Source organism: Litchfieldia salsa, from assembly GCF_900104555.1.
In the GTDB taxonomy this organism is placed as follows: domain Bacteria; phylum Bacillota; class Bacilli; order Bacillales; family Bacillaceae_L; genus Litchfieldia; species Litchfieldia salsa.
The window spans coordinates 265,143-291,441 of the sequence record NZ_FNJU01000004.1 but is presented as its reverse complement, the minus strand read 5'-3'; the positions used below and the strand labels follow the sequence as shown (position 1 = coordinate 291,441).

Here is a 26,299-nt window from a genome sequence, read left to right as displayed (position 1 = left end):
ACTGTTAGTAAGATGCTCGTAAAAGTAGGAGGATGAAAATGAAGGTTTTATTTATTGGTGGTACAGGTTTGATTAGTAGTGCAGCTTCAAAATTGGCGGTTCAGCGAGGTGTTGAACTATACCTCCTAAATCGGGGAAACCGGAATGCATTTGTTCCAGAAGGGGCAAAGGTCATTAGAGGGGATATTAATAACCGAAGTGAAATGGAAGCGCTACTAAAAGATCGGTTTTTTGATGTAGTTGTTAATTGGATTATCTTTTCACCAGAGGAAGTGGAAAGAGATATTCAATATTTTACAGGCAAAACGAATCAATATATCTTTATTAGTACGGTGGCTACATACCAAAGACCACCTAGTTATTACATTGTTGATGAATCAACACCACAGCATAATCCAATATGGGATTATGCAACAAACAAAATTGCCTGTGAGGAAAGGTTAATAAAGGAATATAAGGACAATCATTTTCCCATGACAATTGTTCGTCCTTCCCATACCTATGGAGAGACATCCATCCCTTTTGCAGTTACAAGTGGGGCACACCCATGGACACTTATTGATCGGATCAAGAAAGGGAAGAAAGTGATTGTCCCTGGAGATGGAACTTCTTTATGGACAATTACGCATAATACCGATTTTGCCAAGGGGCTAGTGGGCTTATTAGGTAATCCAGAAGCGATAGGAGAAGCATTTCATATTACCTCTGATGAAGTTAAAACTTGGAATCAATACCTTCATATAATTGGTCAAGTACTTGGTGTAGAACCCAAGGTCGTTCATATGACATCAGAGTGTATTTCATTGTTTTTACCAGAAATGAAGGCACCATTATTTGGTGATGCTTCTAATAGTTATATCGTTGATAACACCAAGATTAAGAGGTTTGTTCCAGATTATAAAGTAACTAAAACTTTTGAGAGTGGTATTAAACAATCAATCGCCTATTTTGAAAATAACCATGAGAAGCAGACGATCGATGAGGATCTTAATGCAAGAATGGATCAGTCAATTGCAACCTATGAGGGATTCTTATCAACTATAAAAACGACTTAAACACATAAAAAATAGAGGGGAATGGAATATCCCCCTCTTATAAACCAGATTTATGTTATCTATTAATTTCGGATGAGATAATCAAATGCACCTAAAGCAGCGGTTGCACCTGAACCCATGGAAATAATAATTTGGTTATAAGCACTATCTGTACAATCTCCTGCAGCAAATACACCAGGAATTGTCGTTGCCCCACGTTTATCAACGACAATTTCACCGATTCGATTTCTCTCAAGAGTGCCCTCTAACCATTCAGTATTAGGTACAAGTCCTATTTGAACAAACACACCTTGTAGTTCGACATGATGCTCTTCGCCTGTTTCGCGGTCGGTATAAGTGATACCAGTAACATTGTTCGTGCCAGTGATTTCTTTCGTAGCAGCGTTTGTTACGACTGTTACATTTGGTAAGCTATAAAGGCGTTTTTGTAGAACTTGGTCAGCCTTTAGCTCTGAAGCAAATTCTAAGACTGTGACATGTTTCACAATTCCAGCAAGGTCAATTGCAGCTTCCACACCAGAGTTACCCCCACCGATAACGGCTACGTCTTTTCCTGCGAACAATGGACCATCACAGTGTGGACAGTAAGCAACCCCCTTGTTTTTTAGTTCTTGTTCACCAGGAACATTCACATTTCTCCAACGAGCACCTGTTGAAATAATAACGGATTTACTCTTAAGAATTGCTCCGTTTTCAAGCTCAACTTCAAAAAGCTCTTTCTTTTCTAAACGTTTAGCACGCTGTAAGTCAATCACATCAATATTATACTCTTTTACATGTTCTTCAAGAGCTTGTGCAAGTTTAGGCCCTTCGGTTGCTTTGACACTGATAAAGTTTTCAATACTTAATGTGTCAAGAATTTGTCCACCAAAACGTTCTGCGACAATTCCTGTACGGATCCCTTTGCGTGCGGAATAAATGGCAGAACTTGCTCCAGCTGGTCCTCCACCAACAACGAGGACATCATAAGGTTCTTTATCTGCCAAATCATCAGCACTCAAGCCCTTACCTAACTTAGCAATAATTTCTTGGATTGAAATACGACCGCCATTCCAGAACTCTCCATTTAGGAATACAGCAGGTACGGCCATCACATTCTTACTTTCTACCTCGTCTTTAAATGCTGCCCCATCAATCATAGTGTGAGTAATGTTAGGGTTAAGAACACTCATGATATTTAATGCTTGTACAACATCCGGGCAGTTGTGGCAAGTAAGGCTGATATAGGTTTCGAAGTGATATTCACCATCAATTTTTTTAATCTGGTCGATTATACTTTGGTCAACTTTTGGAGCACGTCCACTAACTTGTAAAAGAGCCAGTACTAAAGAAGTGAATTCATGTCCTAAGGGTACACCAGCAAAAGTAATACCACTATCTTCACCGATACGATTAATACTAAAGCTTGGTGTTCTATTTAATTCCGTCTTCTCGACAGTGATTTTTGACGACATGGAAGCTAACTCTTGAACAAGAGCTAGCATTTCCTTTGAGATGTCGTCTGAACCTGCACTGACTTTAAGCAAAATATCGTTTTCTAATAGTTGAAGGTACTGATTTAACTGTGACTTTATTTGTGCATCCAGTGCCATTTTGTGATCGCTCCTTAAATTTTGCCTACAAGGTCAAGGCTTGGTTTAAGTGTTGCGCCACCTTCTTGCCATTTAGCAGGACAAACTTCTCCTGGGTTATTACGAACATATTGTGCTGCTTTAATTTTATTGATAAGTGTGCTTGCATCACGACCAATACCATCTGCATTAATTTCAACAGCTTGGATAATACCGTCAGGATCGATGATGAAAGTACCACGATCTGCTTGACCTAGTTCTTCAACTAACACATCAAAGTTGCGAGAAAGAACGTGTGCAGGGTCACCAATCATTGTGTATGTAATCTTACCAATTGCTTCTGATGAATCGTGCCATGCTTTATGTGTGAAGTGAGAATCTCTTGAAACTGAGAATACTTCAACTCCAAGCTCTTTAAGTGCAGGGTATTCATTTTGAAGGTCTTCAAGCTCAGTTGGGCAAACGAATGTAAAGTCTGCAGGGTAGAAGCAAACAACACTCCATTGACCTTTTAAATTTTCTTCTGTAACTTCGATGAAGTCTCCGTTTAAATAAGCTTGAGCTGTAAATGGTTGTACTTCTTTTCCGATTAATGACATATTAAATTCCTCCTAATTTTAAAACATATTACTAGCGCTGGATTGTCCACTTTAAATGTAAGCGTATCAATCTGTAGTAATTGCTTTTATATTGTAGTAATTATTATATAGGTTTAACTATTTTTGTCAAATGAAAAACTGGTATAATTTTGTGAACTTTAGCATACTAATAATCTTAAATTGTGGGTTATTTCATATTAAAAAGGTGCCAGGCACCACCATTTTTTTTAGTGATACCCTAGCACCTTATGGGCAAGTTTGTCATTAGTAAGTTTTATTTATAGAGTTCTAGTCTAAACTTGGGCCTCTAGTGAAACATCAATATTACCTCGAGTTGCTTTTGAGTATGGGCAGAAATTATGTGCTTTATGTACAAGATCCTCTAAAACAGACTTTTCTATACCCTTACCCTTTACTTCTAATGTAACTGCAAGTTTGTAGCCTCCATCAGTTTCATCCTTTAAGAAACTCACATGTGCTGTAACCTCTGAATCAAAGTTCACTTTTTCTTGACGTGCCATGAGCTGAAGGGCACCATCAAAACAAGCAGAGTAACCTGCAGCAAAAAGCTGTTCAGGATTTGTTGCATTTGTTAGTTCTTTTGCACGTGGACTCCCTGGCATTGCTAGGTCAATATCAATCACACCATCAGACGACTTTACATGGCCTTCTCTCCCACCTAATGCAGTAGCAGAGGCAGTAAATAAAATATTAGACATATAGATACACTCCTTTATATTTCTAGTTTTTTCAACTACTTTATAGTTACCCTTTACTCTATTTTTTAAACTTTATTATCTATTGGTTTAAATACGATATATTTGCTTGCAAAATAATTAAAAATCACGACAAAAACATTTGCGATCAATTTCGCAATCAAGCTATCCATTTGAAGGAGTCCTACAAGTAAAACCATTGTAAATATGTCGAGAATAAAGGATAGTAGGCGAAAGAAAATAAAAGATGTAAATTCTTTCATCACGGAGAATTTATCTAAATGATTACTATTAAATACATATAGCTTATTGGTGATAAAGGCAAAAGCCACTGATAGAATCCAAGCAAGAGAAGTTGCTATACGATAATCTAATCCAAACGTTTTATTAAATAACCAAAAACTAATAATGTTAATAGCTGTAGTTAGAATTCCAAAGATAAGATAATTGATGACTTCTTTTTTTATTTTCATATTGTCCCTCTGTTCATAGTGAGAAAGGTTTTATTTATAGTATTTCAAAATAAAGCTATCTTATAAATATTTATCTCATATACACTACAAAAAAAAATATACTACCCTAGAAAAGACATAATTAAAAGCTCAATCTGTCTTTTATTAGGTAGTATAATGTAGTCTTAAACAGATACTTTATATGGTTTCATTCTTTGTTTTAGGAAGAGTATTGGATGTCTTAATAATTCTGTCAAAACTTCCATGTTTCTCTTGGACTAATAGAAAAGCAACCCCACCGACAATACTTGGTATAGCAAAAGCCATAAATGCTTTTTGTGGTTCCAAATTGGTTGCTAGCAATAGGCCAATTATTAGTGGTGCTAAGATGGCTCCTATTCGACCAATTCCAACAGTCATGCTAAGCCCTGTTGTTCTCATTTCTTGAGGATAGAATTCAGATATATAAGGGTTGACTAAATTCTGTGTGCCACCTGTACATGCGCCTCCAATGGCAATTAGTACATATAACAAGAGAGTATTTGACGTGCTACTAAGAGAGATGAAGCATAAAGCACCAAGTAAAAACATACATAAGAGTACATTCCGATGCCCTATTCGATCCACTAGGTAACCACCAAGTAGAGATCCTCCAATTTGGCCAACTCCTAACACAAGACTAAATGATAGACTTGAAGAGATTCCAAACCCAGATCCCTGCATAATTTTTGGAAGCCAAGTATTTAGACCATAAATCATTAGAAGACAGCTAAATACTGCCATCCAAAAGGCTAATGTACTGATAAAACGATTGTCTGAAAATAATTTTTTGGCAGGAAAGCCTTTTGAACGTTCCTTAACGCTTGCATATTCAAAATCATCTGTTGCTTGATAGTCTCCTTTAGGATTAACCCGGTTTAGAATCTTTGCTATCTTATCACCTTGATTACGAAGGATATAGTAGGATAGCGACTCTGGAAATTGTTTAAGAAATAATGGTAGTGTCAGAAGGGGGATAATTCCTAACCAATATAAAAATCTCCAACCCAAACTCTCCATTAAATACATACCTGTAAGTGAAGCGATGATAGCGCCTATTGAATAACCACAATACATGGTTGCCACAATTAGTGCCCGATTTTTCTTAGGAGAATATTCCGTCATAACAGCAATGACTGCGGGCATAAGTCCACCCATTCCTAATGCAGCGATAAAACGCATAATTGTAAATACTAGAGAGTTCGGAGCTAACCCTGCTAAAAGCGAAAATACACTAAATAGCACCATACAGATGGCTAATATCTTTTTTCGACCAATTAAATCAGAAAGTGAACCAAGGAGAAAGGAGCCTAGCATCATACCGACTAATGTATAACTCCCGATTGCTCCTGCCTCAACGAGTGTTAGTTCATAATCCTGCATCATCAAGGGCAGGCCAATACCATAAAGGGCTATGTCAAACCCATCAAAGGCGATGGCATAAAAACACCAAAGAAAAACAAGTAAATGAAATTTATTAAACTTACTTTCAGCGATTACCTGGGAAGTCTGAACAATCCTCATTTTATTTCCAAACCTCTTTAGATAGTTGAACAACATGCTGAAGCTTTGACCATTGCTGTTCCTCAGTTAATAAATTACCTTCTTCCGTTGATGCAAATCCACATTGAGGACTTAAGCATAGCTGGGCTAAATCGACAAATTTTGAAGCCTCTTCAATCCGTCTTTTAATCACATCTTTACTTTCTAACTCACCGAATTTTGAGGTGATCAAGCCTAGAACAATATGTAAATCCGGACGATTTACAAAACGAAGAGGTTCAAATCCTCCTGAACGATCATTATCATATTCTAGGAAAAAGCCATCGATATTTAAGTGTCCAAATAATTGTTCTGCAATTGGTTCGTATCCACCTGAGGAAATCCATGTTGAGCGGAAATTTCCACGACAAATATGCATCGTGATTTTAAAATCAGCAGGACGATCAGCTAGTGCTTTGTTCAGGGTATCTAAATACATTTTTATTAAAAAGTCAGGGTTTTTTCCTTTTGCTCGCAGTTGTTCTCTTTGATCTTCAGAACATAAATATGCCCAAGAAGTATCATCAAGCTGTAGGTAACGACAACCAGCATCATAAAAAGCTTGTAGTGCTTTTTTATAGGTCAAAGCTAAATCATCAAAGAATTCTTGCTCATCTGGATAAACTGTTGGGTCAATTTCTCCACGGAAATGAAGCATACTCGGACTAGGAATTGTAAACTTAGCTACATGATCTCCAGCTACTTCATGAAGATACTTGAAGTCCTTTAACATTGGATGGTTGCCAAAGTCTAGTTTACTTGTGACTTTAATCGCACGAGACTTGGTTTGCTTTTGGTGGAATTGAATGCCATTACCTGACCAATAGCCATCAACCCCAACTAAGTTTTCAAGGAAATCGAAGTGCCACCAAGCTCGTCGAAATTCTCCATCAGTAACAGCCTGCAGGCCAACTTCCTTCTGCTTTAAGACAATTCTAGAGATTTCTTGGTCTTCAATCTGACGTAATTGTTCTAAAGAAATCTCACCAGAGGCGCTTTGTAAACGTGCGTTTTTAATAGCATCTGAACGTAATAGACTTCCTACTTGATCTGCACGAAAAATCGTTGAATTTGTTTTATTAAGTGTCTGCATGTGACTTCCTCTTTTCTATTTCTTAACTTTTGATGTTAGTATCCTATCATGAATAATCACCTATAGTGTAACTGATAAAAGTAATCACTCGTTATAACTAAAAACTATACCAAAGCAGTGCTTTTCCACATAGGAGTTCCACATAGAGGATTAAAAGTTTAAAATAAAGAATAATAGATTTATAATCAATTATATTCTTTCTTTTGTAAGGGCAGTAAGTATCACAAAAATAGAGTTGTAAAAAAGAGGGACTAAAAGATGAAGTTACAGCAGTTAAAATATGTGATTGAAATTGTGATGTGCGGTTCGATTAATGAGGCTGCACGTAGATTATATATATCTCAACCAAGCTTATCAAAGGCTGTTAAAGAGCTTGAAAAAGAGTTGGGTATTACTATTTTTACGAGAACCTCTACTGGGATTACACTTTCATCAGATGGTGCTGAGTTTCTTGGATATGCGAGACAGGTCGTTGAACAGGCTGAATTGTTAGAGCGACGCTATTTTAACACAGCACCTTCTGAACAACTATTCTCGATTTCAACTCAACATTATGCGTTTGCAGTGAATGCATTTGTTGAGATGATTAAAAAGTATGGCGGGGATAAGTATCAATTTACGATTAGAGAAACGAGAACCTATGAAATAATTGAGGATGTTAAGAATCTACGAAGTGAAATAGGCATTCTATATATAAGTTCTTTTAATGAAAAAGTAATGATTCAACTGTTGAAAGAGGAGGGATTAGATTTTCATGAACTCTTTAAAGCAGAGCCACACATTTTTGTAAGTTCGAAGAATCCTCTTGCGAACAAAACATCTGTTACATTAGAGGATTTAGAAGATTATCCCCGTCTGAGTTTTGAACAGGGGGAGTACAATTCATTTTATTATTCTGAAGAAATCTTTAGCACAATTCCGAGTAAAAAAAGCATCCAAGTAAGTGACAGAGCAACGTTGTTTAACTTATTAATTGGGTTAAATGGCTATACAATTTCTACTGGTATTTTAAGCGAAGATTTAAATGGTTCGGATATTGTTTCTGTTCCACTTGATGAAGGAGAAATCATTACAGTAGGTTGGGTAGTAAATAAAAAAACACAACTTAGTAGAATGACTAAATTATATTTAGAAGAGCTGAAGCAGATTATTGATGTTTATAGATAGGAAAGAAGAGTATGTCCATAAGTTCCTACACCGAAATCCTCGTGTATCTAACTATCAAACTCAATCAAAAAATTAACCGTCGTATAAGGATGCATGACGTAAAACATTGAAACGCTACTTTCTAGCAGGCTGAATACACGTAGACTCCTGCGGGAACAGTGGCCTAAGTGAGACCCCGCAGGAGCATGAGCGACGAGGAGGCTCACTGGTCACCCGCCGGACGCGGAGTGTATTCAGCCTGCGGCTTTAAAAGCAACAATCTATAAGTAAAAGCATTAAAAAATAATGCCAAAAAGAAGAACTCGGGTTTAATAAATAACAACAGGATCATAGGTGTTAAGGTGATCGTACACGCTTTTCATTACATGTGGGGGTACATTTACACAACCACCTGAACCTGCATTTTGGTAGGCGTTGCTAGCCCAGTTCGTTCTCCAGCTTGCGTCGTGAAATCCTTGACCACTGTTTGTGAATGGCGCCCAATAATCTACCTCGATTGAATAGTTAGGGTTGCCTGCTGAACTACCATTGAGTGTATAGGGTGCTCGTTTATAGAGAATATACCATACACCAGGTAATGTATTTTCACCAGTACTATGCTTTCCAGTAACTACATTGGTGGTTACTACTAATTTACCATTCTTAAAAATCCAAATACGCTGTTCGGCTATAGAGACTTCTGCATAAGTATCACCAATGCCATTGTTAATAATAGTATCGTACCCATAGCCTTCATTACTCCAACCATTACCGTAGATATGAGAAGCGGAAATAGATTTTTCCCCTTTTTCAAAAGCAGCCTTAATCATTGCTGCTTCTTTATTTACATCAAGTGCCCAGCCATAGCCTTGCCCTTTCACTGATATTTCTTTTCCTGAATGGGTCTTAAATTTAAAATCCTTACTTAACGTGGATTGGGAATCATTAATTTCAGTAATTTTCTTAACAATATCATTTACGTTTGGATCGATCGATACCTCCATGTTTTCTAACAAAGAAGCATTTTTAATAAGATCGCCCGCCTTTAATGAATGAATTTGATCCTGTACCTTATATTCAACTGTATGATTAAGGAACTCTTGGAACTGTTCTTTTTGGGCTATTATCATTTCACTGTCTTCCTTGATTGGTTCAAGGTATATAGAGTTTAGGTGAATTTCACTTGTATAGTCATGTTGTTCATACTCTTTAATAAGGGCGGTGACATCAAATTGTTCACCCTTGATACTGTTTGACACAATAATTCTTCCATCTTTCAGTGTTACTTGGGCATCTGTAGGAGCTTTTAGATCCTGATTCATTGAGACAAGTTTTTGCTCCAGTCTGTTTTTTAGAATGTTGTTACGATAGATGTCTTGTTCGACTGGTAGTAATGCATAGTTTTTTGTCTTGAAGGAGGGGAAAAAGGTCCATTGCTTTTTTAATAAGGTTTTAATTCCGGGTAAATCTCCTTCTGTATATCCCATCTTTGTATCTTTTCCATTTATAATTTGTTGCTTTCCAATATAGATTTCATTATTTAAAACAGTTGTTTGTAACTTTTTTAGAGCTTGATTTGCAGTCAAACCACTCATGTCTATCTCATTAATCTTAATGTTTTGATTAAAGTGGGTTGCTTGGTAAATCGTAGTTGCTGCTAAGATAAGACCAATTACAATAATAAAAATCAATGTGATAAGCTTCCAGTTTTTGTACCATTTAACTGGTTTTTTTTGTGTAAGAAATGCTTTTTCAACAGATTGCTCAACAGCATATTCCATCATTGTTCCCCCCACAAACCCTTCTGCTATTTTTATTTAAAGGATCATTACTTAAAAAAAGGATAGTAAACTTCCACCACAATTCTACAAGAATACCTAGTGAGAACGTTGTCGTTATTTGTAATGTGTGGAAAATTTTGTATATTATTTACAAACCCTTGATACTGTGGATGTTTCGAGTATGTGGTTCAGTCTGTGTAAAGGTAAGGCTCGTCGTTTAGAATTGGGGATGGAAAAGCAAAGGTAGACCATTCGAAGGAGCGAGAGGTATTCGGACTAGTGAAGGTGAAAGGAGGATGATCTAGTCCGAAGGTGGTGCAGGTTCAGACAGTAGGAGTTGAAATGGAAGTCAAGTAGTCTGAAGTGGAGCCATCTTCAGACAAGTGAAAGTGAGAAGGGAGTGATCCAGTCCGAAGGCAGTGCAGGTTCAGACAGTTGGAGTTGAAATGGAAGTCAAGTAGTCTGAAGTGGAGTCATCTTCAGACAAGTGAAGTTTAAGCAGGGAGTAATCTAGTCCGAAGGTAGTGCAGATTCCAGACAGTTGGAGTTGAAATGGAAGTCAAGTAGTCTGAAGTGGAGTCATCTTCAGACAAGTGAAAGTGAGAAGGGAGTAATCTAGTCCGAAGGCAGTGCAGGTTCAGACAGTTGGAGTAGAAATGGACATCAAGTAGTCTGAAGTGGAGCCATCTTCAGACAAGTGAAGTTGAGCAGGGAGTGATCCAGTCCGAAGGCAGTGCAGGTTCAGACAAGTGAAGTAGAAATGAAAGTCAAGTAGTCTGAAGTGGAGCCATCTTCAGACAAGTGAAAGTGAGAAGGGAGTAATCTAGTCTGAAGGCAACAATTATTTAGACAAGTGCATCAAAGAAAAAGGTAGTCCGAAGTCAAGCCGTGTTCGGACTACCAAGTTTCGAAGATAGCCATCATTTTTAAAATGACTAGTCTTTAAGTTATTTATACATAATAAGTATCGCTTGTCGTGCCAATTGCAGTGAAAAAATTGAACTAGCTATTTTACGAAATGTAACTGAATTCAAACGACTATTTCCAGAAAGACGCCCCTTTCAAGGTTTAAATAGTGTAATTTTTCCTTTTCATTTAACTCCATTCTCGCGTTTAAATATCTCATCACCAATAATCTTCGGATTCAACTCGACCTTTAAGTAACATTACCCACTCCCTCTCATAGTATTGTAAGCTCATTATATTAAAAAAATGGAAGATTGTATTAAAAGGAATGTGATGATTTTGTTAATTAATATCCTTAAATCTGTTCACTTCCATTCTGTAAGATACCACTCTGATTGTTACTCAAAATTCTACTTCAAATCTTTAGAAAAATCTTTTGTATGCTCCTTAGTACGGATTTCTGAGAAAATGTTAGTTGAGTTATTAGAAGCTGTACTTTGTTTGTCAATTGATTGTTTAGATTGATTCCCTTCAATCAATGATTTCAACATAAGAATATCTGCCTTGGTTGCATATTGCATATCGGGTTTCAACATATATCCTAATTGCCCATTTGATTCAATAGTTGCCCATTGTAAGTCACTTATATTTTGTACGCTTTGTTGTCTTAATCGAACTTCTAACATATCAACTGTTAAGCGTAGCTTTTTTAAGTTTTTTTTATTAATTTGTCCGTTTTCGACAATTAGAAGAGATTTGCCATAAATAAAAGTTTCTAAGACGTCGAATTTTAAAACAATATATTCGATTAAGAGAAGGGTAAGCACCATTAGGAATGTAACCAACATCGTAATCCAAATATTTCGATCATTTACCGGTTGTATAATCAGTGACCCTACAGCTATCATCATAACCGTCTGAGCCACTGTTAGCTGTGAAACAGATTTTCTTCCGGCTATCCGCAGAATAAGTATTCCTCCAACGACAATAACAATCGCTTTCCAAATGAAATGTAAATCCAAGATGACTTCCTCCCTGTATCAATAACAATATGTATAGGGTGCAAAAAAAAAGAAAAATTATTCCAGTAGGATAGAATGTTTCCTAGTTTATTCTATTAAATGCAAACCTCAAATTCCATTATTTTTTTTAAAAGTTAAATTACTTAGTGGAGTTTACATAGTATTGGTAGGGTGAGGAATTCTACTATAAAAAGGAGGTTTTTGCTATGAAGAAGTTGTTATTAATGCTTTTGTTAGGCTGTTCACTATTTTCTTTAGCAGGATGTGGTAATGAAGAAGCACCTGAGGAAGGGGAACAAATCGAAGAGGTTGAAGAGGAGGACGAAGTTGGTGATGGTGAGGTAGATGATGAATAAATAGAGGTTGAGTTTTGGAACATTTTTAACTTGTCAGAAAATACAACAAATGTTCAAACTTTTTAGGTTGTGGGTTTATTGAAAATTTGTTACTATTAAGTTAATTAAAAAGACTGTATGTGACTGGCGAACACGGATTACCGTGAGGGAGCATATAGTTTCGAAGAGTCGTTCGCCTGGGCAGAGGTAAGGGATAAGTATCCCTTACCTCTTTATGTATATTGGAGGAGATAAGGTTATAAATTAGTGAGATTGCCTGTTTTTATCTTATTATAAATTTAAATTTCTAAAAATTTAAAAAATGTAGTATCCTTACTTATTATCTTTATTTTTTTGAAGGTTGAAAAATCATAACTGAAAAAGGGGAGAAAACAAGATGAGTACAATCATTATAGACAAAGTAAAAACGATAAAAACATTAAATAATATAGCAGAAAGCGGGCTTAAAATATTTAATAATGACCATTATACAATCGATGATGAGTGCGATAATCCTGATGCAATCCTTCTTCGTAGCTTTAACATGCATTCAATGGAGTTAGGTACTAACGTAAAGGCGATTGCGAGAGCTGGTGCGGGAGTTAATAATATTCCGGTTGATAGATATACAGAGCAGGGTGTTGTTGTTTTTAATACGCCTGGGGCGAATGCAAATGCTGTAAAAGAGATTGTATTAACTACATTAATGGCCTCATCTCGTAACCTTTTTGATGGGGTAGCTTGGGCAAAGACATTAGAAGGACAGGGTGACCAAATTCCTAAGTTAGTCGAAGCTGGGAAGAAGCAGTTTGTTGGGAAAGAGATTAAGGGGAAAACTTTGGGTGTTATTGGTTTAGGTGCAATCGGAGCACTAGTTGCTAATGATGCTCTGGATTTAGATATGGATGTTATTGGTTTTGATCCATTTATATCTGTTGATACTGCTTGGAATTTATCTCGTAATGTACAGCGAGCAATGTCAATTGAGCAACTATTTGCTAATTGTGATTATATTACAGTACATGTTCCATTAACTGATGGCACGAAAGAAATGTTCAATGAGCAAACATTTAGCATTATGAAGCAAGGCGTTCATATCTTAAACTTCTCTCGTGGTGAACTAGTGAATGAAAAAGATATGGAGATTGCACTTGAAAGCGGTAAGGTAGGAAAGTATATTACAGACTTTCCTAATGAAAATATATTGAAGATGAATAATGTTGTGCCAATTCCTCATCTTGGTGCATCAACTCAAGAGTCAGAGGAAAATTGTGCGATAATGGCTTCTCGCCAGATTAAAGAGTTTTTAGAAACTGGTAACATCAGAAACTCTGTAAATTTCCCGAATGCAGCCCTTCCGTATACAGGTAAGCGTCGTGTGGCAGTATTTCATAAAAATGTTCCTAACATGGTTGGCCAGATTACATCAGCGATTTCAAGCTATAACTTAAATATTGCTGATATGGTTAACAGAAGTAGAGGGGATTATGCTTATACAATGATTGATATCGATAACAAAGTAAACGGAGATATCATCCCAAGCCTTGAAGAAAAAATTAAAAATATCGAAGGTACTGTTACTTTTAGTATCTATTAAAATACTAAATAGTTAAAATCCAGAAGAGTCACTTCCCAAATGGAACTGGCTCTTCTTGTTTTTGCTTGAATAGTAATATAGTGCTCTAATTAGTAACTGGTTCGGAGGGTGTAGTAGTTCCTGCGGCTTTAAAAGAAACAATTTTTATGAAAACAGCCATTTTCTTTTATACAAGAAATAACATATTTTATCTTTCTAAAACATACCTTCCATCTAGGTGTACCTTGCTTAAAGTAAATGTCAGGAGTACGTTACAATAAGTTAAGTTACTTAGAAAGGAAGATATTGGTATGGTGACTAGTCAGTATTCTGAGGGAAAAGCTCCTGTTGGAACCATTCATATTGTAGATCCATCTCCGTTAAATTGGTTGTTTGTCTTATTCAATACAATGGAAGAAGCGGTTGGTACAGACCGTGAAGGACGGATTGTTCCAGCCTTAGCTACATCCACAAAATGGGTTAATGAAAAAACATTGGAATTAAAGTTGAGGGAGGGAGTACTCTTTCACAATAATGAACCATTTACAGCTGAGCATGTTATCAAAGCTTTTAATGAGATCAAGCCTTGGATTGCGCCACATCCTCCAGGCACATGGGTGAACCTCCCTGAGGAAACCTCTCTTGAAAAGGTAGACGAATTTACCGTTCAGTTTCATTTTCCAAAACCAGAAGGCTTAGCGCTTGGGAAGCTTCGGGCACATCATTATGCAACCTTTCAATTCTGGGATAAGCTCGGCTTTGGTTATAGAAAGCTAGGGACAGCCGAAGGTCACTGGTGAGTGCTTGATGCACCAGGCCCGTGGGGCACTGGACCGTTTAAGCTAGTACAAGGTTATTCATCTATAAAGAATGTGCAATCAGTTATTCGAAAAACGCCATATTCATCTACTTGGTTTACCATAGAAGAAGAAAGAAGTCCACTAGTCGTTTTAGAAGCCAATGAGCAATACTGGAATAAGAAAAAAAGGCCGAGGTTAAAGAATGTGATCTTTCGTAACGACCTTACAGTGGAACAAGCGCTAGATTTATGTATGAATAGAGAAGGTGAGGTTGACATCGTTTCTAAAATTACCCCGGAAATGGCTCAGCTAGTAAGGGGGTCCCGGTATGCGAAGTTAGTAAATGATGGTGGAAATCGTATTATCGCAGGAACCTTTAATCGTTACTTAGATGATATTGATTTTAATAACCGTAAGCTACGCTTGGCTATTAATCTTGCAGTCAACCGAAATGAATTAATTAATCAGGCATTTTATGGATATGCTGAACCACTTTCAGCACTAACTCCATCATGGGCATTTGATTATCCTGAAGGGTTAAAACCAATTGACTATCACCCAAGCTTAGCACGACAGCTATTAAAGGAAGCACAGTGGCCAAATGACAGAGCCTTAAGGATTGCTGCTCCTAAAAAGCTTGGCAAGGTTGTTAACTTATTGGCCTCACAGTTAAAAGAAGCATTAAAAATCGATGTGTCTGTTAAATTGATCCTACCTAATGAGGAATTGAGATGGAAGCGAGTTGTTGCAGAGAAACGGTTAGTTCCTAATTGGGATATTCTTATCGCAGATCCATATGCACTATTTTATGAAGGTACCCCAGCTTATTTTCACCGTGAATTGCTTGGTGCTGATGGTGCTCTTCGTGCAGGACCTATACTACCGGAGTTTGAGCAATTATTTAAAGAGATGGGTTCAGAAATAGATAAAAATGAGCTGTTGGAGAAAGCAGAGGATGTTGATCGATATGTATATGATGAAGCTCTTGCGCTCTTCCTATTTGCTCCACATGCTCTTTATGCAGTGAACAAACATGTTGACTTCAAGCCCTATCGTACTTCACTTGAGCTACTGGACACCGAGGTAAATGAGCACCATTGGTCAAGACCCTGATGTTTAACCTAAACACCACTTCCCTCTTTCAATAGATGATGGGAAGTGGTGTTTTAAATGATTGGTTTTATTTCTCTTTTGGCCAAGTGCCAACAAACTCAACCTCATTATATTCAAAAAAGTTATTCAAAATCTTTTCGCGATCATCTAGGAGAAGTTGGTCCGCAATTGCAGAAACTAGTTTTGGTATACCAAACTTCATACCAGAAAGAGCTGATGCAGCAATCCCACAAGTAATTAAGGCTGAGTAGTTAAACGCAAATAGTCCATGTAACTTATTATCACTTAGGCTGACCTTATTTCGATTGATAAAAGCAAACCCAGGGCTTAAGTAAGGGTGAGCATCAAGTACTGGATTAGATAAATGATCTGGTGCTTGGTAGTGATCTCTCCAACGTGAAATCTGATCTTCAACAAGCTTTAATTCTGGTCGTAATGACGGATCAGTCAATAGTCCAGTACTAATGATTAGGAAATCAAAAGTAAATGTACCTTGGGGTGTGGTTAGGATCGCTCCTTCAGATGTGGCCTCCACCGATAGCCATGGTGAACCTAAATGAAGATTAAATCCATCCCAACTTGTAGCCCGTTCAAAGGTATCATTAGTTGGTGGTTGATTATGTTTAAAAAAATGTGCCATCACTGCATATTTATCCTCATCAGACAGGGCATGATAACGTTCAATTAGACCAGACTCTTCCATTTGCCGAATCGGGTTAATTCGAGGTAGCTCTTTGCGACGAACAAAGACATGTGCCTCGCCAACTCCTTCAGATAAAGCATAATTAGCATTATCAAAGGCAGAAGCTCCCCCTCCTAAAATAGCAATCTTCTTTCCTTTTAGTCTATCAAAATCAATATTCTTTGAAGTATGTGAATAAAGATGGTTCGGTAAGTTTTCTGAGACCATTGGTGGAACATGCCATTCACCTCCACCTTGGATGCCGGTAGCAAGTACCACCTTACGTGCCAGAATGGTGCTTGATGGTGCACCATTTCCTTCGAGATGTAATCGGTGGATTCCTTCGACTGTTGGTTCTATAAGATTCAACTTTACCTCATTAATCACTGGAAGACCGAGAACCTTCCGATACCAACGAAGGTAATTCATCCAATCTCCTCTTGGGATTTTAACGACCTTTTCCCACCCCTGAGGACCAAATTGAGCTTCCCACCAAGACCTGAATGTTAAAGAAGGTACACCTAAATCAATAGAGGTTAAATGCTTGGGGGTTCTTAATGTCACCATACGTGCGTAAGTTTCCCAAGGACCTTCTAATCCTTCAGAGTTTTCATCGATTACAAGAATATTGGATATCCGCTCACGTAAAAGGCCAAACGCAGCACCTAACCCACTTTGTCCCCCACCAACAATGACTACATCATATACATGGCCTTCTGGATGGTTGAGTTGTCGTGCCCAATCATTACCTCCGAAAGCTAGATAGGAAAGATCCGTTTTTACTTGATTGTTCAAAGCTTCTAAACTCATACATATCCATTCCTTTCGATTGTGTCTTTTTAAAAGTGAACGATTTAAATAAAATTGTTGTTTGAGGTTAATTTCGGTGAATGTAATCTTTAAGTTGAGGAATTTGATGTGTTGGTTTACTAATTGTTGTTTATATTAACACTGATAAACAATTTATTGGATATGTATGTTCACTAAAATTACTATTAATAATTGGTCATAATGACTAGCTGGTGGGCTATAATAATATCCAATTAGTGTAATTGCGTTAACCAATAATATAACTTAGAATGAGATAGTAAGAACGTAACGTGGTTTTCTATAAATTAACAGGTGAGTGGTACATTTGTCTTATATATCTTCCAAAAAATTTAATGCCTATATCATATTTATCGTTATGGTGATGATAGGCATTTATTCTTTTCAATTCGATTATTCAGCATTACTCAGAATGAATTGGATTCTAATCATAACCCTTACGGTGGGCATTGTTTTATCTGATTATTTTAACATACCTAAACCCCCAAAAGGGATTCTTGCCTATTCAATGGATACTTCACTATATATTGCGGTGCTTATTACCTTTGGTATAGAGGTGGCTTTGTTTCTGTTATTAGTAAGTAGCATTATTTTTGGAGTGATACGTAAACTCTCTAAAATACAATGGTGGAGACATCTATTTAATTCATCCATTTATTCTATTATGCTAACAAGCTCTTATTATACGTATTTACTATTTGACGGGGAAGTTGGAAGCTTTAACCTAATTAAAATCACTTCATTCCTAGCTACCCTTTTTGTTTATTTCATAATGAATATCATTTTACTGATACCTTATTATTACCTTACTTCTTCTGGCCAATTGAAGATTGTCATAAAGAGTTTTGTTAACGAGACACATTCAATCTACTTTATCACTCTTGCATCTTCATATATCTTAATAATCTTGCTTAATAATCAATACCCTGTTTTTGGTCTATGTATCTTTATATTTATTATTATTCTATTATCGGTTACGTTTAGAAATAATATCAAACTATTTGAAGAAATCACAAAGGATAAAACATATAGAGAGCAAATCTTAAATTCACTCCCTGTAGGAGTGATTACGATTGATGATGCAAAGTCTAAATTCGATTTTAATACAACAGCAAAGAAATTATTAAATATGAATACAAGTCAAGTTACAGAGATATTAAATAAATCAGCTGAGCCTCTTCATAGCCAAGACTTTTGGCGTCATCTTTCTTCAAAAGAAAAATATAAAAATGTGAAAGCAGAGTATGAAGCTGATGACAACAAGCATCTTCTTTTGATGTCGCAGTCCGAATTAATTGATCAATATGAGGAATTAATAGGTCGCATTATTTACTTTATTGACATTACAGATACAGAAGAGCTTGAACAACGGATCCATCAATCTGAAAAGTTGGCATTACTAGGAGGGGTCGCAGCTGGTGCTGCCCATGAGATACGAAATCCTCTTGCTGTGATACAAGGTTTTCTAACACTGATGAATGAATCTCTTGGGGAAAATGATAAAGAACGATTTCATATTCAGCTATTACTGAAGGAATTTAAGCGGATTGATTCAATTGTTGATGAGATGTTGCTAATTGCAAAGCCAGGAGCACCTTTGTTGAAAGAAGTGTATCTTGAGGATATTATCCAAGAAATTCTGCCTTTATTTGATGCGAATGAGACAAGTAAAGAAATAAACTTTAAAATTAATATTGAAAGAATTCGTTTAAATTTAGATTCAAAGCAAATTACACAAGTACTGTATAATCTTTTTAGAAATAGTAGTGAGGCCATTGAAGATAAGGGGTGGATTTCACTCTCTTCTAAAGTGAAAAATGGTACTTATGAGCTTTTAATTCAAGATAATGGGCAGGGCATCCCTAAAGAAATTCAGGACAAGTTGTTCGATCCTTTTCAAACAACTAAAGTTTCGGGTACAGGGTTAGGGTTAACAATTGTTCAGAGAATCATTGAGAATCATAATGGAAAAATTGAATTAGTTCCGAACGAGGGAGAGGGATGTTTGTTTATAATCTCTTTACCTATTGTGAACAATTAAACAAAGAGGCTATCCCATAAGTGTCCTTGATACTTTGCCTTTGGGATAGCCTTTTTTAAAAGATAAGAAAGTATAAAAATTTCGTACTCAGATTTAGTGTCTAGCTCCAGCGCCTAGCCCCTCGGGGTCATTCAAATCACTACGGAAAACAAGATTTCCTACGTGCTTTGCCTTATGCCTGCCTGAGGCTGAACAAGGCGCTTGCGCTTTTCTTACATAACTAGAAATTGAAATATTGTCGAAAAGCCGTATATCATGTAATATGTATATTTATACAGAATATGATAATGTAATTACAATATAATTATAATGAATATAGGGGGAACTTTGAAAATGAAGGAGTTATTAAATAGTCATTTAGAGACAGTCCAAAATAGATTATGGAAACTTAGTGATCACTTGTATCACCATCCAGAGTTGGGTGATCAAGAATTTGCCTCAATGGAACTGTTAGTTGAATACCTGAGGGAACACCAATTTGTCGTAGAAACAGGAATTGTTGGTAGACCCACTGCTTTTAAGGCGGTTTTTGATAGCAAAAAAGAAGGACCAACGATTGCTTATTTGTCAGAATATGATGCACTTCCAGGAGTAGGACATGGTTGCGGTCATAACATGATTGGGACGATGAGTGTTGGAGCTGGGATTGTATTAAGTAAAATAGTTAGCGAGATAGGTGGCCGTGTAATCGTGTTAGGAACACCAGCAGAGGAAACTAATGGTGGAAAGGTTCCAATGGCAGAACAAGGAGTCTTTGATGATATTGATGCAGCAATGATCCTCCATCCAGCTGATGAGTCATATGAAAGTGGTGAGTCACTTGCGATGGATGCGATTCAGTTTGATTTTCGTGGAAGAACAAGTCATGCTGCTGCATCACCGGAGATGGGTATTAATGCTTTAGATGCTGTCATCCAGTTATTTAATGGTGTGAATGCAATACGCCAGCATGTCACTTCAGATGTTCGAATTCATGGCATTATTAAAGAGGGTGGAGTGGCAGCCAATATTGTTCCTGACAAAGCTGTTGCTCAATTCTATGTTCGTGCAAAAGATCGTACCTATTTAAATGAAGTCGTTCAAAAAGTGAAAAAAATTGCTGAAGGTGCTTCTTTAATGACAGGTACTGAGCTTCACATCAGTAATTATGAGCTTAGTTACGATAATATGATTACAAACCAAACCTTATCTTCGTTATTTACAGAAAACCTACTATCAACAGGTGTAGAAGAAGTGAAAAAAGCAAAGGGAACATATGGTTCGATTGATATGGGAAATGTCAGTCAAGTTGTTCCAGCTATCCACCCTTATCTAGGACTGGATTCGCCAGGGCTGATCGCACATACAAAAGAGTTTGCTGACTTAACCGTTACAGATCACTCACATCATATTCTTTCAAAAGGAGCACTTGCTTTGGCGAAAACAGGATATGACTTAATTACAAATAAAGAAAAGCTTGAAGCAATGAAAGCAGAATTCCAGGCAAGTAAAAACAATAAATAAGATTTATTTCATTAAAGTACCTTTAATAAAGGTGCTTTTTTTGGAATTTTAACATGAGACAAGCAAGGTTCGTATATTCTTTTAAAATATAATAAAACTCTTAATTTAGCGTACAATATAAATAGCCCCATATAAATTTTTTGAAAATTATTATATTTTAAAGATAGCTTTTCAATATGCAATTTATGTGTTAATATTCATTTCAATGAATAAAAAATCACATAATTAATAATGGAAAATAGAAAGGGAGATAGATATGAAAAAATTAATGGTAGTAATGACTGCACTTTTATTACTTATAATGGCTGCTTGTGGCACAGCAGATGAAGGCACAACCGGTGAAGGTGAAAAAGCAACAGAAGAGAAAGTATTAGTGATGGGTACGTCAGCAGATTTTGCTCCATTTGAATCAAGAAATACGGATGGAGAAATTGTAGGGTTTGATATCGATTTAGCTAACTATATAGCTGATGAATTAGGATATAAGCTTGAAATTAAAGATATGAAGTTTGATGGATTGATTGGCGCATTACAAACAAATCGTGTTGATCTTGTACTTTCTGGAATGTCAGCTACAGAAAAACGTGCACAAAATGTAGATTTCTCAGTTCACTATAATCACTCAGGTGAAATGTTTGTGACGTTGAAGGATTCAGACATTAAAACAATTGATGATTTAGCAGGTCATAAAGTTGGGGTTCAATTAGGTACGATTCAAGAAGAAGGTGCAGTAAAAATTCAAGAAACAGTTGATTTCGAATTAAAGAGATTAGACACTGCTCAACTTATGATTCAAGAGTTACTTTCTAATAGAATTGATGTTGCATACCTTGATAAAGCAGTGGGAGCGGGTTATATTAAAGAACAAGACTTAGCAGGATTTGATGATCCTACAAGTAGCTCACCAGGAATGGCAGTTGCTTTTCCAAAGGGTAGTGAATTAGTTGATGATGTTAATAAAGTTATTGAGCAAATGGAAGAGAACGGAAAGTTAGCTGAATTAAAGGAAAAGTGGTTAAGCGAAGAATAATTTAAATAGAAAAATATGGAAAGAGGTGTAAGGCATGAATTTGGATTTTAACCAAATCGTGCCTTATATTCCTTTTATGTTAGAAGGAATATGGGTAACGTTACAATTTGTTATAATATCAATCATTTTTGGTTTTATCCTTGGAACAGGATTAGCTTTATTAAAATTCACACGATTTAAACCACTGCATTGGTTTGTGGATATATATACATCGATTTTTCGTGGGACACCATTGATTTTGCAATTAATGATTATTTATTTTGCAATACCACAATTAACTGGCTATGATATTCCACCGTTTCTATCAGCGGTGTTAGCTTTTGGATTAAATTCATCTGCATATGTGTCTGAAATTATAAGAGCAGGTATTCAAGCTGTAGATAAAGGTCAAACAGAGGCAGCTCTAGCGATGGGTGTTCCATATCGTTCTATGATGAAGGATATTATTTTACCTCAGGCTCTTAAAAATATCTTGCCTGCGTTAATGAACGAATTTATTACTTTAACAAAAGAATCAGCAATTGTATCGACAATTAGTTATTTAGACCTAATGCGTCGAGCACAAGTAGTTGGTGCAGATATTTACCGAAATTTTGAGCCATTAATTTTTGTTGGGTTTATTTATTATATATTAGTCATGGTTCTTACCCTAATCGGTAAGCTTGTTGAACGGAGGATGAGAGTAAGTGATTAAAGTAGAAAACCTCTATAAACAATTTGGTTCAAATGAAGTTCTTAAAAACATCTCTACCACTATTAAGAGTGGAGAAGTAGTATCAATAATTGGACCTTCAGGTTCTGGAAAATCAACTTTACTTCGTTGTTTAAATCTATTGGAGGTTCCAACCAAAGGTAAAATTACAATTAATGATCAAGATATTACTGATAAAAAAACGAATATCATGAAAGTCCGTCAGCAAATTGGCATGGTATTTCAACATTTTTATCTTTTTCCTCATATGACTGTTCTAGAAAACATTACTTATGGACCGAGTAAGGTAAAAGGAGAAACACGCCAAGTTGCTGAAACAAAAGGTCGTAAGTTGCTCGCTCAAGTTGGTTTATCTGAGAAAGAAGCGGCATACCCTAACAATCTTTCAGGAGGACAAAAGCAGCGTGTTGCGATTGCTCGTGCTTTAGCGATGGAACCACAGTTCATGCTATTTGATGAGCCGACATCTGCATTGGATCCGGAAATGGTTAAGGAAGTATTAAATGTAATGAAAGATCTTGCTCAAACAGGAATCACAATGGTCATTGTGACACATGAGATGGGATTTGCTAAAGAAGTAGCAGATCGAGTCATATTCCTTGATGAAGGTGTATTGCTTGAAGAGGGCTCACCAGAAGAGTTCTTTAATAATCCTCAGACAAGTAGAGCACAGGACTTTTTAGAAAAAGTATTATAATAGATTGAACCTAATGAATGAACTTTAAGAGGCTGTTCCAGCAAAGTGCCAAGCACTTATGGAACAGCCTCTTTTTGATACATTACATTTTTCTTACAACTAAGGGCTTTACCTTGTAACGTGTTCACAAGTGACCTATAATTCTTAGGGAATTCAAAGGTTTATATATAGATTAAATTTAAACCAATAAAAAAATGGATATAAGAACGAATTTTATAATGGGACCGAATAGTGTATGAACATATAAGTTAAGGATTTAACTGAAATAGGAGGAATAAATATGTTTGAATTTGATACATATATAGATCAGTTAGCGACAATTAAAGTAGTTGGTGTAGGTGGTGGTGGGAATAATGCAGTAAATCGAATGATTGAGGATGGAGTAAAGGGTGTTGAATTTATTGCAATTAATACGGACGGACAAGCTCTTAATCAGTCAAAAGCTGATACAAAGGTACAAATTGGAGTCCAGCTAACAAGAGGTTTAGGTGCCGGGGCTAATCCTGAGATCGGAAGAAAAGCTGTAGAAGAAAGTAAAAGTGAAATTGAAGATGTACTACAAGGGGCAGATATGGTCTTCATTACGGCTGGAATGGGTGGTGGTACTGGCACAGGTGCTGCGGCTGCAGTGGCTGAAATATCGAGTAAGCTAGGTGCATTGACAATTGGAGTGGTCACCCGACCATTTAGATTTGAAGGAAGAAAACGAGCGGCAAATGCAGACATTGGAATTAGTGCTTTAAGGGAAGCTGTGGATACCCTTATTATTATTCCTAATGAGCGGTTACTCGAGATTGTTGATAAAAAAACACCTATGCTTGAAGCTTTCAGAGAGGCGGATAATGTCCTTCGTCGAGGTGTTCAAGGTATTTCCGATTTGATTGCAGTACCAGGTTTGATTAATCTTGACTTTGCCGATGTAAAAACGGTGATGTCTCATAAGGGAACTGCATTAATGGGTATTGGTATTGCTCGAGGAGAAGGGCGTGCTGTTGAAGCGGCAGAAAAAGCGATAAATAGCCCTTTACTTGAAACCTCTATTAGTGGAGCCCAAGGGGTGATCATGAATATTACCGGTGGCAGGAATCTAAGTTTATTTGAAGTGCAGGAAGTAGCTGATATTGTTGCTTCGACTTCACATGATGAATTTAATATGATTTTTGGATCAGTTATTAATGAAAACTTAAAGGATGAGATCATTGTAACAGTTATTGCTACAGGCTTTACAGACCAATAAGGTTCAACAATCAAATACATAATCTTAACTTCTCCGAATGTCATTAATTATGCTAGGTCATACTATTAGTAATAAATCTTTGAACCAACCGGAGGCTTTTATGAATTTACAGACAGGAACCTATTATTGGCCTACTACCTTTGAAAATCCCCCTTCTTACCCTATGCTCGAGGAAGAGATTGACTGTGATGTTCTAATTATAGGCGGTGGTAGTTCAGGTGCTCAGAGTGCCTACTATTTAGCTGATAAACAACTAGATGTTGTCGTTGTAGAAAAAAATACTGTAGGAAGTGGTAGTACAAGTGCTAATACTGCGATTATCCAATATTCTGGAGAAAAGTTATTTACTGATCTTATTAATACATTTGGTGAGGAATATATTGGACGTCATTTGGAACTATGTAGAACGGCTATTGATGAAATTGAAGTCGCGTCAAAAAATGCGTCGATAGACTATGAGTTTACACGCAGAGATACCCTGTATTTTGCAAGTTATCATGAGGATGTAGCACGTTTAAAGAAAGAGTATGAGTTATTGAAAAAACATCAGTTTGATCTTTCATTTTTAACAGAAAATGAAATTAAACAAATGTATCCATTCGGGAAAGAAGCCGCTATTTATTCTTATAATGATGCTGAAATCAATCCATTTAAGTTTACTCATTCATTATTTGATTATTCCTCCAAAAAAGGAGTTCGTATTTTTGAGAATACGGAGGTTAATGGTTACCATTATGATGAAATGAAAAAGAAAATGATCATTCAAACGAAGACAGGACATCAGATTCATGCTAAGCGTGTTATTTTTGCAGCTGGTTATGAAGGCATTGATATTAAAAAGGAGAAAAAGGCATCCTTTGTTAGTACATATACGGTGACCACGAATCCTGTCGAGGATTTTTCATCTTGGCATAAGCGGACGCTCATATGGGAAACGGCCCGACCATATGTGTATATTCGAACTACCGCAGATAATCGTATTATCGTTGGTGGGTTAGATGAAAGTACGAATTTTCCAGAAGTACGGGATAGTAAGCTCATGCATAAAAAGGATTTGCTAATCGAAGAATTTAATAAGTTGTTTCCAGATATAAAAGTGAAGCCGGATTATTATTTAACAGCTTTCTATGGAGGGATGGTTGATGGCCTCCCTATCATTGGAAAGTACCCTGAATATCCAAATAGCTACTTCTTATTTGGCTTCGGAGATAATGGAACGGTGTATAGTCAGATGTTAGCAAAAATAATTGCTGAAGAAATTGTTGAGGGTCATAGTGCGGATATGGAATTATACTTACAAGATCGACCTCTGTTAGAGAAATAGACGATTCTTATAAAAATAACAAGTAATAAAAGACGCATTTTAAGCGTCCTTTATTACTTGTTATTAGTGTGGTTACACAATTTGATTAAATTGAGTTCCTTTACCTGTATATTGACTAGTATCCATCGTTAAAGTTTTACTGTTTTTCATACCCTCTAGAATCTTCGAAAATCGTCTCGTTTCATGACTTTTTTCTTCCTCAACATATTTACTATTTAGCTTCATTGCAGATGTCGTATTGATATGAGCATAATTATAATTATGTAGTGATCTACGATTCGCATATTGAGTGTAAGTATTTTGTTGTACTGGCATGATGTATCCCATCTCAATTCCTCCACTTCATAACTGCTAGTTACTATATTCTTCGTAAGCCTTTAGTAATTTACGGGGGGGGAATAAAGAAATCATATTAAAGAGCTTCTATAATGGACAAACTGCTGTTGCGAGCATTCAGCGTTTTGTCCGATAGAAGGCCTCTAATGGACAAACTGCCGTT

General features: G+C 36.5%; 23 protein-coding genes and 1 riboswitch. Of the genes, 13 read left to right on the top strand and 10 right to left on the bottom strand.

The genetic code is table 11. The features are described 5' to 3' along the window. Positions 1-38: 38 nt before the first annotated feature. The gene (locus BLQ56_RS11010; RefSeq protein WP_090853740.1) at positions 39-1,055 is read left to right on the top strand and encodes an SDR family oxidoreductase; all 1,017 of its coding nucleotides are present in this window, start codon (positions 39-41) and stop codon (positions 1,053-1,055) included. A gap of 62 nt (positions 1,056-1,117) precedes the next feature. On the opposite strand, the gene ahpF is transcribed toward BLQ56_RS11010, so the two are convergent. The 6 genes from ahpF to BLQ56_RS10980 all read right to left on the bottom strand — a co-directional run bounded on the left by ahpF (position 1,118) and on the right by BLQ56_RS10980 (position 7,067). After that, positions 1,118-2,647, bottom strand: coding sequence for an alkyl hydroperoxide reductase subunit F (gene ahpF / locus BLQ56_RS11005; RefSeq protein ID WP_090853737.1), 1,530 nt, complete (start codon positions 2,645-2,647; stop codon positions 1,118-1,120). A gap of 14 nt (positions 2,648-2,661) precedes the next feature. Further along, the gene (gene ahpC / locus BLQ56_RS11000) at positions 2,662-3,225 is read right to left on the bottom strand and encodes an alkyl hydroperoxide reductase subunit C (protein ID WP_090853734.1); all 564 of its coding nucleotides are present in this window, start codon (positions 3,223-3,225) and stop codon (positions 2,662-2,664) included. Positions 3,226-3,518: 293 nt separating this feature from the next. Continuing rightward, positions 3,519-3,944, bottom strand: coding sequence for an organic hydroperoxide resistance protein (locus BLQ56_RS10995; protein ID WP_090853731.1), 426 nt, complete (start codon positions 3,942-3,944; stop codon positions 3,519-3,521). A gap of 65 nt (positions 3,945-4,009) precedes the next feature. After that, positions 4,010-4,414: a GtrA family protein gene (locus tag BLQ56_RS10990; protein WP_090853728.1), complete on the bottom strand. Its 405-nt coding sequence runs from the start codon at positions 4,412-4,414 to the stop codon at positions 4,010-4,012. 177 nt (positions 4,415-4,591) lie between these two features. Continuing rightward, positions 4,592-5,956, bottom strand: a complete 1,365-nt coding sequence (locus tag BLQ56_RS10985; protein ID WP_090853725.1) for an MFS transporter — start codon at positions 5,954-5,956, stop codon at positions 4,592-4,594. A gap of 1 nt (position 5,957) precedes the next feature. Beyond that, positions 5,958-7,067 (bottom strand): 5-methyltetrahydropteroyltriglutamate--homocysteine S-methyltransferase, encoded by a 1,110-nt coding sequence (locus BLQ56_RS10980; protein ID WP_090853721.1) that lies wholly within the window; start codon positions 7,065-7,067, stop codon positions 5,958-5,960. Between the two features lie 258 nt (positions 7,068-7,325). Between BLQ56_RS10980 and BLQ56_RS10975 the strand changes: the two genes are divergently transcribed. Beyond that, positions 7,326-8,234: a LysR family transcriptional regulator gene (locus tag BLQ56_RS10975; protein WP_090853719.1), complete on the top strand. Its 909-nt coding sequence runs from the start codon at positions 7,326-7,328 to the stop codon at positions 8,232-8,234. Positions 8,235-8,542: 308 nt separating this feature from the next. On the opposite strand, the gene BLQ56_RS10970 is transcribed toward BLQ56_RS10975, so the two are convergent. Both BLQ56_RS10970 and BLQ56_RS10965 read right to left on the bottom strand, forming a co-directional pair. Next, complete coding sequence (locus tag BLQ56_RS10970; RefSeq protein ID WP_090853716.1) at positions 8,543-9,997, bottom strand: L,D-transpeptidase family protein; 1,455 nt, start codon at positions 9,995-9,997, stop codon at positions 8,543-8,545. 1,313 nt (positions 9,998-11,310) lie between these two features. After that, the gene (locus BLQ56_RS10965) at positions 11,311-11,922 is read right to left on the bottom strand and encodes a DUF421 domain-containing protein (protein WP_090853713.1); all 612 of its coding nucleotides are present in this window, start codon (positions 11,920-11,922) and stop codon (positions 11,311-11,313) included. Positions 11,923-12,128: 206 nt separating this feature from the next. Between BLQ56_RS10965 and BLQ56_RS23505 the strand changes: the two genes are divergently transcribed. The 4 genes from BLQ56_RS23505 to BLQ56_RS10950 all read left to right on the top strand — a co-directional run bounded on the left by BLQ56_RS23505 (position 12,129) and on the right by BLQ56_RS10950 (position 15,746). Beyond that, positions 12,129-12,278, top strand: coding sequence for a hypothetical protein (locus BLQ56_RS23505; protein ID WP_175490265.1), 150 nt, complete (start codon positions 12,129-12,131; stop codon positions 12,276-12,278). Positions 12,279-12,387: 109 nt separating this feature from the next. Further along, positions 12,388-12,467: riboswitch (ZMP/ZTP riboswitch) on the top strand. A gap of 187 nt (positions 12,468-12,654) precedes the next feature. Further along, positions 12,655-13,854: a phosphoglycerate dehydrogenase gene (locus BLQ56_RS10960; protein ID WP_090853710.1), complete on the top strand. Its 1,200-nt coding sequence runs from the start codon at positions 12,655-12,657 to the stop codon at positions 13,852-13,854. Between the two features lie 290 nt (positions 13,855-14,144). Continuing rightward, positions 14,145-14,633, top strand: coding sequence for an ABC transporter substrate-binding protein (locus BLQ56_RS24215; protein ID WP_090853707.1), 489 nt, complete (start codon positions 14,145-14,147; stop codon positions 14,631-14,633). Beyond that, positions 14,634-15,746: an ABC transporter substrate-binding protein gene (locus BLQ56_RS10950; RefSeq protein ID WP_090853704.1), complete on the top strand. Its 1,113-nt coding sequence runs from the start codon at positions 14,634-14,636 to the stop codon at positions 15,744-15,746. Between the two features lie 67 nt (positions 15,747-15,813). On the opposite strand, the gene BLQ56_RS10945 is transcribed toward BLQ56_RS10950, so the two are convergent. Beyond that, positions 15,814-17,238 (bottom strand): flavin-containing monooxygenase, encoded by a 1,425-nt coding sequence (locus BLQ56_RS10945; RefSeq protein WP_090853701.1) that lies wholly within the window; start codon positions 17,236-17,238, stop codon positions 15,814-15,816. Positions 17,239-17,563: 325 nt separating this feature from the next. Between BLQ56_RS10945 and BLQ56_RS10940 the strand changes: the two genes are divergently transcribed. From BLQ56_RS10940 to BLQ56_RS10910, 7 genes are all read left to right on the top strand, one after another. Then, on the top strand, positions 17,564-19,297 hold the full coding sequence (locus BLQ56_RS10940; protein ID WP_090853698.1) for a two-component system sensor histidine kinase NtrB: 1,734 nt from the start codon (positions 17,564-17,566) through the stop codon (positions 19,295-19,297). Positions 19,298-19,630: 333 nt separating this feature from the next. After that, a complete protein-coding gene (locus BLQ56_RS10935; protein ID WP_090853695.1) occupies positions 19,631-20,800 on the top strand; it encodes a M20 family metallopeptidase in 1,170 nt (389 codons plus the stop codon). Positions 20,801-21,056: 256 nt separating this feature from the next. Next, on the top strand, positions 21,057-21,830 hold the full coding sequence (locus BLQ56_RS10930) for a transporter substrate-binding domain-containing protein (protein ID WP_090853692.1): 774 nt from the start codon (positions 21,057-21,059) through the stop codon (positions 21,828-21,830). A gap of 34 nt (positions 21,831-21,864) precedes the next feature. Further along, the gene (locus tag BLQ56_RS10925; RefSeq protein WP_090853688.1) at positions 21,865-22,524 is read left to right on the top strand and encodes an amino acid ABC transporter permease; all 660 of its coding nucleotides are present in this window, start codon (positions 21,865-21,867) and stop codon (positions 22,522-22,524) included. Beyond that, positions 22,517-23,239, top strand: coding sequence for an amino acid ABC transporter ATP-binding protein (locus BLQ56_RS10920; protein WP_090853685.1), 723 nt, complete (start codon positions 22,517-22,519; stop codon positions 23,237-23,239). Before BLQ56_RS10925 ends, BLQ56_RS10920 begins: the two co-directional genes overlap by 8 nt. Positions 23,240-23,519: 280 nt before the next feature. Next, complete coding sequence (gene ftsZ / locus BLQ56_RS10915; RefSeq protein WP_090853683.1) at positions 23,520-24,476, top strand: cell division protein FtsZ; 957 nt, start codon at positions 23,520-23,522, stop codon at positions 24,474-24,476. 100 nt (positions 24,477-24,576) lie between these two features. Beyond that, positions 24,577-25,800 (top strand): NAD(P)/FAD-dependent oxidoreductase, encoded by a 1,224-nt coding sequence (locus tag BLQ56_RS10910; protein WP_090853680.1) that lies wholly within the window; start codon positions 24,577-24,579, stop codon positions 25,798-25,800. A gap of 72 nt (positions 25,801-25,872) precedes the next feature. Here the strand turns inward: BLQ56_RS10910 and BLQ56_RS10905 are convergent, their stop codons facing one another. Then, a complete protein-coding gene (locus BLQ56_RS10905) occupies positions 25,873-26,127 on the bottom strand; it encodes a hypothetical protein (RefSeq protein ID WP_090853675.1) in 255 nt (84 codons plus the stop codon). Positions 26,128-26,299 lie beyond the last annotated feature (172 nt).